This is a genomic window from Mumia sp. (assembly GCF_028803055.1).
Classification (GTDB): Bacteria; Actinomycetota; Actinomycetes; order Propionibacteriales; family Nocardioidaceae; genus Mumia.
Genome location: NZ_JARBCJ010000152.1, coordinates 1 through 8,272, shown reverse-complemented (window position 1 = coordinate 8,272; position 8,272 = coordinate 1). Strand labels below are relative to the sequence as shown.

Below are 8,272 nucleotides of genomic sequence, written 5' to 3'. Positions count from 1 at the left end.
TCTGCCGGGGCAGGGGGCGCGGGGGGCCTCCCCGCCCCGGCCCTCCCCGGCGGGGGTCTGGGGGGGGGGGGGGGGGGTGGCCGCCCCCCCGCGCCCCCACGCCGCCCGCTGAGGCCGCCCTCAGGTGCTCAGCGGTCGCGCCGCCGCCCGAAGACGTTCGTCCGGGCCAGGTCGACCACCTCGTCACCCCGACCGGAGAGCACGGTCCTGAGTGCGTAGAGCGTGAAGCCCTTCGCCTGCGAGGCGGTGACCGTCGGGGGGATGGCCAGCTCCTGACGGGCCACCATCACCTCCACGACGGCCGGTCCGGGCGCTTCGAACGCCTCGGAGATCGCGTGCGGCAGCCGGTTCGGCTGGTCGACCCGCTCGCCGTGCATGCCCATCGCCCGCGCGATCGCGGCAAAGCTCGGGTTGGTGAGACCGGTGCCGAAGTTCACGATGCCGGCCGCCTTCATCTCCAGCTCCACGAAGGCCAGGGACGCGTTGTTGAGGACCACGATCTTCACCGGGAGCTCCTGCTGGACGAGCGTGATCAGGTCGCCCAGGAGCATCGACAGCCCTCCGTCACCGCAGAGGGCGACCACCTGCCGGCCCGGGTACGCCGCCTGGGCGCCGATCGCGTGCCCCAGGGCGTTCGCCATGGTCCCGTGGGTGAACGACCCGACGATCGACCGCTGCCCGTTCATCTCCAGGTAGCGCGCCGCCCAGATCACCGGCGTGCCGACGTCGCAGGTGAAGACCGCGTCGGCGCCGGCCATCTCGGAGACCGTCCGCGCGACGTACTGCGGGTGCAACGGCCCGTCACCCCCCGGGCCGGCGAGCTCGTCGAGTTCCTTGCGGCTCCGGGCATAGTGCGCGAGCATCTTCATCAGGTGGCCGTCGTCGCTGCGCGGGTCGAGCAGCGGGGTCAGCACGCGCAGGGTCTCACCGACGTCGCCGACCAGCCCGAGATCGATCGGCGTCCGCTTCCCGAGCTGTGCACCGCGCACGTCGACCTGGATCACCGCCGCGTGCTCGGGGAAGAACTGCGGGTAGGGGAAGTCGGTGCCGAGCATGAGCAGCACGTCGCACGCCTCCATCGCGCGGTACCCGGAGGAGAAGCCCAGCAGCCCGGTCATCCCGACGTCGTACGGGTTGTCGTGCTCGACGTACTCCTTGCCGCGCATCGTGTGCACGATCGGAGCCTTGAGCACCTCCGCGACACCGACCAGCTCGCCGTGAGCCCCGGCGCACCCCGCGCCGGCGAGGATCGTCACCCGCTCGGCGGCGTCGAGCAGGGCGACAGCGCGCAGCAGGTCGGTATGGGCCGGGACGACGACAGCGCGGCTCGCCTGGATCGTCGACGGAGGACGGCGCCCTGAGGCCTCGGCCAGCATCACGTCGCTCGGCACCACGACGACCGCAACGCCTCGCTCGGCCACGGCTGTACGGAACGCGATCTCGAGGATCCGTGGCAGCTGCTCGGGCGTCCCTGCCATCTCGCAGTAGACGGAGCACTCCTGGAAAAGCTGCTGAGGATGGGTCTCCTGGAAGTAGCCGCTGCCGATCTCCGAGCTCGGGATGTGGGAGGCGATGGCGACGACAGGCACCCGGCTGCGCTGGGCGTCGTACAGACCGTTGATGAGGTGGAGGTTGCCGGGCCCGCAGCTCGCGGCCACGACGGCGACCTCGTCGGTCAGGTGCGCCTCCGCAGCGGCAGCCAGCGCGGCCACCTCCTCGTGGCGGACGTGCACCCACTCGAGCGTTCCGTCCTTGCGCAGCGCGTCGGTGAAGGCGTTGAGCGAGTCGCCGGGCAGGCCGTACACCCGCTTGACACCTGCGGCCTTGACCGTCTCGATCATCACCTCTGCTGTGCTCGGCATCGTCACTCCCCGGTTCGGCGGCCGTGCTCCGACTCTGGCCATCGTCACATCGCCCGGGTGGACCGGCAGGAATGATCGACCCTGCCGGTGTCGTTGAGCTTGCTCGTGGACACCACCGCGATCGTCGAGCGTCTCGAGCGCCTGGAGGAGCTGCTGGCCGCGCTGCGCCGCGACCATGCGGCGATCGTGGCGGCCTCGGAGTCCTCCAACGCCGACGACGAGCACGACCCCGAGGGCTCGACGATCGCGTGGGAACGCGAGCAGATGTCCGCGCTGATTGCTCGTCACGAGGCCGAGCGTGAGCAGCTCACCGCCGCACTCGGTCGTGCCGCCGCCGGAACCTACGGGGTGTGCGAGCGCTGCGGGCGACCGATCCCGGCCGAACGGCTCGCCGTACGACCGGCCGCACGCACGTGCGTCGGGTGCGCCTGACTCAGCCGGCGCGGTGGGCGGCGACGCGGCTGCCCAGGAACGCCGTGTAGGCGACCAGCCCGACGGTGGCGAGCTTGCGGGTGCGGCGCGAGAGCAGTCCGAGCCCGAGCGCCACCTCGGTGGCTCCGTTGCGCTTGATCCACTCGCCGGTGTTCTCCGGGAACGCCGCCTCGTTGATCGACGCGAAGGTCTGCGGGGTGACGAAGTGGGCGGCGCCGGTGGCGGCGATCAGCGTTCCGGCGAGCGGGGCGAGCTTGGACATGCTTCTCCTCGAGTAGGGGTCGACGTGACCGTACCGACGACCCGTACGGGTGACAAGGCTGTGCCTCGGTCCCGTGGCTTGACCTCCAGTGAACTTGAGGTGTGACGATCTCGCTCATGCCTGCCTCCGTCCGCTCGGACACTCCCTCGAGCCTGTGGGATCCCCGCTGCCTGCCGTTCGTCGTCGGAGCGCTCGCGCTCGTCACTCTCGGCGCGTTCGAGAACCGCGCGACGGTCGCGATCCTGCCCACCGTGGCCGGCCACCTCGACGGGATGGCGCTCTTCGGCGCGGCTGCCGCTGCACCACTGATCTCCTCGGTCGTCGCGACGGTCGCTGCGGGCCTCTGGTGCGATCGGCGCGGGCCGACTCCCGCGCTGGCGACCGGCCTGCTCGTCTTCACGTTCTCCCAGCTCGTGATGGGAGCCGCGCCGGGCATGACCGTGCTGCTCGTCGGACGTGTCGGCACGGGGGTGGCCGAGGCGCTCCTCGACGTCGCCCTCACCGTACTGGTCGCCCGCGTGCTCCCGAGGAGCCTTCGTCCGAAGATGTTCGCGGCCATGGCGACCGCGTGGATCGTCCCTTCGCTGATCGGGCCGTTGATCGCCGGGGTGCTCGCCGACCTGGTCGGATGGCGGTCCGTCTTCCTGGTCGCGATCGCCCTCACGGTGCCGGCCGCACTCGCCCTGCGGCCGTCCTTGCGGACACTTCGAGGTGCGGACGCCGCGGAGCCGTCGACGGCACCCCCGGACACGCGTCAGATCCTGGTCTCGGCTGCCGTGGTGTCCGCCGGTCTGGCTGCCCTGACGCTGGGCGGCCCGGGCCTCGAACACAGCGCACACAGCGGGTCGACGGCGATCGTCGGAGGTGTCGCCGTGGGCGCGGGACTCGCGCTGATCCTGATCGGCGCACGGCGCGTGCTCCCTCGTGGCACCGCCCGGTTCGCCGCCGGACTGCCCGCCGTGGTCGCGAGCCAGGGCCTTCGGGCGGCGTCCTTCGCCGGCGCCGGCGCCTTCATCCCGCTCATGCTGACCTCAGTCCACGGGCTGGGACCGGCAGCCGCGGCGAGCAGCCTCACGATCACGGGGCTGTCGTGGGCCCTGGGCTCCCAGGTGAACGGCACGTCCGCGGTCCAGCGTCGGACGACCGTGACCGGACGCGTGCGGGCATCGTTCGCGCTCATCTGCCTTGGCATCCTCGGTCCGGCCATGGTCGCGATCGACCGGCTCCCCGTCTGGGCAGGGCTCGCACTGTGGGCTGCTGCCGGCATCGGCATGGGTGTCGGCTCCCCGACGCTCACGACCCATCTCCTCGCGCTCGCTCCGGAGGACGAGCAGGGCCGGCTCACGGCCGCGTCCATGCTCGCGGCGACGATCTCCCAGTCGATGCTGATCGCGGTCGCAGGGGCGGCGATCGCGATCGTGGGGACGCCCCTGCCCGGCGTGGTCCTGGCCGGGATCCTCGCCACTGCGGCCGCGCTCGCGCTGTGCGGCGCGGCGGCCGCCTCGCGGGTCGAGGCACGCCCGACCGCGTCGATCAGGTAGCCGACGTCTGCTGTGCCCGACGTCTGATGCGCCCGGGGTCAGATCTCGTCGTCGACCAGCGCGCCCTGCCACGAGCGGACGGCGACGACGATCCTCTCGACCGCGCTCGGGAGGTCCGCGACCGGCTCGAAGACCACACCTCCCCGAGGCTCGGGCGGCGTGACCTTGGCCCAGCCCGGACCGCCGATCAGGACGAGGACCGGCGACAGCGCCGACTCCTGGAGCGAGAGGAGGAGGCTGGGGTCGGGACGACGCATCGAGGCCCACACGAACGCGACCTTGGGCCGGGACCTGACCAGCTCGTCCACCATCGCCGGGAGAGGAACCCGTCCCCCGAGCGATCGGCTCGCCGTCCCCGCCTCGGCGAGCGCGGCCTCGAGGGCGGCGACCGGCAGCGAGTGCTGCTCCTCCTCAGCGCAGGCGAGAAGGACTTCTCCATCGGCCGACCCGCGAGTGCGCTGCTCGGCCCGGGCAGTCGCACCGTGCAGGGTCGTCATGACGATCTCGGTCGTCAGGTGCTCGCCGGCGATCCCGAACGCCGGGTCCCGCCAGCGCTCGCCCACCGCCTGGAGCAGTGGGACGAGGACCTCGTCCCACGCGCGCGCGACCCCGCGCTGGGTCACCGCGCGCGACACGTGCCGACGGATCGCCGCGGTGTCACCGCGGGCGGCCGCCGCCAGGAGGACCGACACGAGCTCGCCGCTGATCTGCTCCTGCGCCCGACCGAGGCCCATCGGGGACACGTGCGGGTCGGCGCGTACGGCCGCGACCGCGAGCTGGGGGGACATGCCGTCCGCGACCAGCCGCGCCACGACGGCCAGCCGGCCGACGTCCTCCTCGGAGTAGCGACGGTGCCCACCCGCGCTGCGGCCTGAGGGAGCAAGTCCGTAGCGGCGCTCCCACGTGCGCAGGGTCGCCGCCGGCACGCCGAGGCGTACGGCGACATCGCGCACGCTCATGCCTTCAGAGGGTGCCATCCGGTGCCTCTCTAGTCGGGCGGCGTCTGCGACAGAGTATAAACCTGCTCACGATTCGTCAGGCTTGAACTGGTTGAACGTGGACGCTTCGGAGGCCGATCGCTGGATCTACAGCGATTCTGACCAAGAAAATTGGTTCAGGGATTTGACAGGTGAACAACTTCGCGTGCTACGTTTTGGCTCCCGCCGAGAGCAAGGAGTCACCGTGAGGACGAACGAGCAGACCGTACGGGTCCGCCGTGGTCGCAGCATCACCACGGTGCTGTCCCTGCCGCGACACCGGTCCTTGCTCGCCCTGCAGGAGGAGCTCCTCCAGGGAATGACCGGAGTGGCATCCGCAGGCAGTGTCATCCGTGCGACGCACCGCGCCGCAGCACGGACGCACGCCGCCGATGACACCACCTGGATCGAGCAGGTTGGGCGGCTCTCTCGCGACGAGCTCGCCGCCGCCGCCGGCCTGATCGATGACGCGGCATGACCACGTCGCTGTCCCGCCCCTGGCTCCAGGGTCGCCTGACGATCGACCGTCTGATCGGGCGGTTCGCCGAGGCCGACCTCTCCCCCGCGCACGCCGCACGCAGCACGATCTCGGTGCGAACGATCAACAACGACTGGTTCGCACCCACCCCGACATGAGACATCCGGTCACCACGACCGCGCACGACTTGGCACCACATAAGACCAGCACGATTGAGGAGCAGTAGACATGAGCAGCAGTATCTCCCGCCTCCCGATGCCCCTGATGGACGAGTACGAGTGGCAGTTCCAGGGCGCATGCAACGGCGCCGACACGTCCATCTTCTTCAGCCCCGAGCACGAGCGTGGCAAGAAGCGCCACGACCGTGAGGCCAAGGCCAAGGCGTACTGCGCCGTCTGCCCGGTGGTCAACGAGTGCCTCAACCACGCACTGCGCGTCCGGGAGCCCTTCGGTGTGTGGGGCGGCCTCAACACCGGCGAGCGCAACGCCCTGGTCGAGACCGGCACCGAGCGCCGCGCCAGCTGATAACGTCCGACACATGGGGGTCTTCCGCAGCAAGGGCGTTCAGGACGAGGTGAAGGCCTCGACCTCAGGACAACCGCGCGATCCTGAGCACCGCGCCGTCACCGAGGTCGTCACCACCCTGACGAGCGGTGTCACCTGGCGGATCGACCCGGTCCCCCCGCAGGACGGGACCGACTCCGACTAAGAGCAGCACCCCGTACGAAGGGTCTCCGTCCATCCGGGCGGAGACTTTCGTACGTCCGGGGCCCCCGCCCCGCCCCGCCCCCTCTCCCGCGATTCGGTGAGGAGATCGGGGTTTTCCGCCGAGGATTCCCGATTCCCTCACCGAATCGGGCCCGCCGAGCGTGGTCGGCGACACGACAGTGAGCGTGCCGAGGTGGCGGGCCATGGATACCGTCGACTGTGATGGTTGCGCCGCACGCTCCCAGCCGCTCCGTCGGCCCACTCGGCCTGACCTTCGTCGTCGTCGGCGGCGTGGTCGGATCCGGCATCCTGTTCGCCCCGCTGTTCGCTGCCCAGCAGGCCGGACCCGCTTCCATCATCGCGTGGCCGATCGCGAGCCTGATGCTGATCACGGTGGTGCTCGTCTTCGCCGAGGTCTCTGCCATGCTGCCGGTCGTCGGCGGCCTCGGGCTCCTTCCCACCTTCAGTCACGGACAAGGCGTCGGCATCGCGATCGGTTGGGTCGCTTGGGTGGGGTACGTGACCGCGGCGCCGATCGAGACCCAGGCGATGCTCGAGTACGCCAGCAACGAGGCGGCCTTCGACTGGCTCTTCGTCGCTGAGACCTCCTCGGGCGGCGAGAGTCCGCTCAGCCTCCCGGGCATCGCGGCCGCAGCCGTCGTCCTGGTGGCCTTCACGGCCCTCAACGCGTACGGGGTGGCGCTCTTCACCCGGGTCAACACCGCGCTGACCTGGGTGAAGCTGCTCATCCCGGTGGCCGTCACCGTTGCTCTCCTCACTCAGTTCTCGTCCGCGCCGATCCGCGAGACCGGCTTCGCTCCCGAGGGCGTGGCCGGAGTCCTCGGGGCCCTCACCACGGGTGGCGTCGTCTTTGCGTTCCTCGGCTTCCGACACGCGCTCGACCTCGCGGGCGAGGCACGGCGGCCGCAGCGGACCATCCCGGTAGCACTCGTAGGAGGCATCCTCATCTGCACCGCTCTCTTCACCGCCCTCCAGGTCGGCTTCGTCGGCGCGGTCGACCCAGGGGACCTCGATCGTGGCTGGGCCGGCCTCGATAGCGGTGGGGCGAACGGCCCGCTCGCCGCACTGCTCACCGGCCTCGGCATGGCCGTGCTCGCCAAGCTCGTCCTGGCCGACGCGGTGCTCGGGCCGTTCGGCGCAGGTCTGGTCTCCACGGCTTCCACCGGCCGGCTCGCAGTGGCGGTGGCACAGAACGGCCTCTTTCCACGGACCGTGTCGGTCTTCTCGCGTCACGGCGTCCCGCTGCGTGCGATGGTCCTCAACCTCGCGGCCGGGCTCCTGCTGCTGCTCGTCTTCCGTGACGGCTGGTCGGAGCTGCTCGCCTTCAACTCCGGCGCCATCGTGCTGTCGATGTCGCTCGGCCCGGTGACCGTCGTCGCGCTGCGTCGCCAGGTGCCTGACCGCGTACGGCCGTTCCGCCTCCGCGGGCTGCCCGTGCTCGCACGCGTCGCCTTCGTCGTGGTCAGCCTGATCGTCTACTGGACCGGGTGGGACACGATGATCAAGGTGACGATCCCGATCGCGGTCGGCATCGCCGTGCTGGCGTGGCGCATGGTCCGGGACCCCGAGCTGAGGCGAGCCCTGGCGCTGCGCTCGCTCGTGTGGCTCGGTCCCTACTACGTCGGGCTGCTGGCCCTGACCTTCGTCGGGAGGTTCGGCGGGGGCCGTGAGCTGCTGCCGTCCGGTGTCGACATGGTCGCCGTCGCCTTGTTCGCGCTGGCGTTCTTCGAGTGGGGCGTACGCTCGGCGCTGCCCGCCGCCGAGGCAGCCGCAGCGGTCGCCACCGTCCGCGAGGTCCGGACCGGAGACTCGGGGCGTGACGCGGCTGGTCTGCATGAATGACGCATGCGGGTCGGAGGGATCCGCGCGGAGACATGACGCCGCGCTGCAGACAGCCTGAGAGAAAACACAGAGGCGGGGGCGCGCCGGGGGCGGGGGGGGCGGCGGGGGGGGGGGGGGGGGGGGGGGGTGGGGGGGGGGGGGGGCACCCC

At 71.2% G+C, this 8,272-nt stretch carries 10 protein-coding genes; 7 read left to right on the top strand and 3 right to left on the bottom strand.

Translation table 11 applies throughout. From position 1 onward, the window contains the following. Nucleotides 1-128 precede the first annotated feature (128 nt). Complete coding sequence (gene poxB / locus PV363_RS13625) at nucleotides 129-1,862, bottom strand: ubiquinone-dependent pyruvate dehydrogenase (RefSeq protein WP_301022590.1); 1,734 nt, start codon at nucleotides 1,860-1,862, stop codon at nucleotides 129-131. Nucleotides 1,863-1,967: 105 nt separating this feature from the next. Between poxB and PV363_RS13620 the strand changes: the two genes are divergently transcribed. After that, nucleotides 1,968-2,294, top strand: coding sequence for a TraR/DksA C4-type zinc finger protein (locus PV363_RS13620; RefSeq protein WP_301022589.1), 327 nt, complete (start codon nucleotides 1,968-1,970; stop codon nucleotides 2,292-2,294). A gap of 1 nt (nucleotide 2,295) precedes the next feature. Here the strand turns inward: PV363_RS13620 and PV363_RS13615 are convergent, their stop codons facing one another. Next, nucleotides 2,296-2,556 (bottom strand): hypothetical protein, encoded by a 261-nt coding sequence (locus tag PV363_RS13615; protein ID WP_220340887.1) that lies wholly within the window; start codon nucleotides 2,554-2,556, stop codon nucleotides 2,296-2,298. 116 nt (nucleotides 2,557-2,672) lie between these two features. Here PV363_RS13615 and PV363_RS13610 point away from each other — a divergent pair, with 116 nt between their 5' ends. Further along, nucleotides 2,673-4,097, top strand: a complete 1,425-nt coding sequence (locus tag PV363_RS13610; RefSeq protein ID WP_301022588.1) for an MFS transporter — start codon at nucleotides 2,673-2,675, stop codon at nucleotides 4,095-4,097. Between the two features lie 38 nt (nucleotides 4,098-4,135). On the opposite strand, the gene PV363_RS13605 is transcribed toward PV363_RS13610, so the two are convergent. After that, nucleotides 4,136-5,056 (bottom strand): MerR family transcriptional regulator, encoded by a 921-nt coding sequence (locus PV363_RS13605; RefSeq protein ID WP_220340885.1) that lies wholly within the window; start codon nucleotides 5,054-5,056, stop codon nucleotides 4,136-4,138. Between the two features lie 223 nt (nucleotides 5,057-5,279). Between PV363_RS13605 and PV363_RS13600 the strand changes: the two genes are divergently transcribed. From PV363_RS13600 to PV363_RS13580, 5 genes are all read left to right on the top strand, one after another. Further along, complete coding sequence (locus PV363_RS13600) at nucleotides 5,280-5,552, top strand: hypothetical protein (protein ID WP_220340884.1); 273 nt, start codon at nucleotides 5,280-5,282, stop codon at nucleotides 5,550-5,552. Further along, nucleotides 5,549-5,710 carry a hypothetical protein gene (locus PV363_RS13595; RefSeq protein ID WP_220340883.1) on the top strand — a complete coding sequence of 54 codons (162 nt, stop codon included), beginning with the start codon at nucleotides 5,549-5,551 and terminating at the stop codon, nucleotides 5,708-5,710. The genes PV363_RS13600 and PV363_RS13595 overlap by 4 nt, the downstream gene beginning before the upstream one ends. A 70-nt stretch (nucleotides 5,711-5,780) precedes the next feature. Further along, nucleotides 5,781-6,077 carry a WhiB family transcriptional regulator gene (locus PV363_RS13590; RefSeq protein ID WP_220340882.1) on the top strand — a complete coding sequence of 99 codons (297 nt, stop codon included), beginning with the start codon at nucleotides 5,781-5,783 and terminating at the stop codon, nucleotides 6,075-6,077. Between the two features lie 13 nt (nucleotides 6,078-6,090). Further along, complete coding sequence (locus PV363_RS13585; protein ID WP_220340881.1) at nucleotides 6,091-6,261, top strand: hypothetical protein; 171 nt, start codon at nucleotides 6,091-6,093, stop codon at nucleotides 6,259-6,261. A gap of 221 nt (nucleotides 6,262-6,482) precedes the next feature. After that, on the top strand, nucleotides 6,483-8,123 hold the full coding sequence (locus PV363_RS13580; protein WP_220340880.1) for an APC family permease: 1,641 nt from the start codon (nucleotides 6,483-6,485) through the stop codon (nucleotides 8,121-8,123). Nucleotides 8,124-8,272 lie beyond the last annotated feature (149 nt).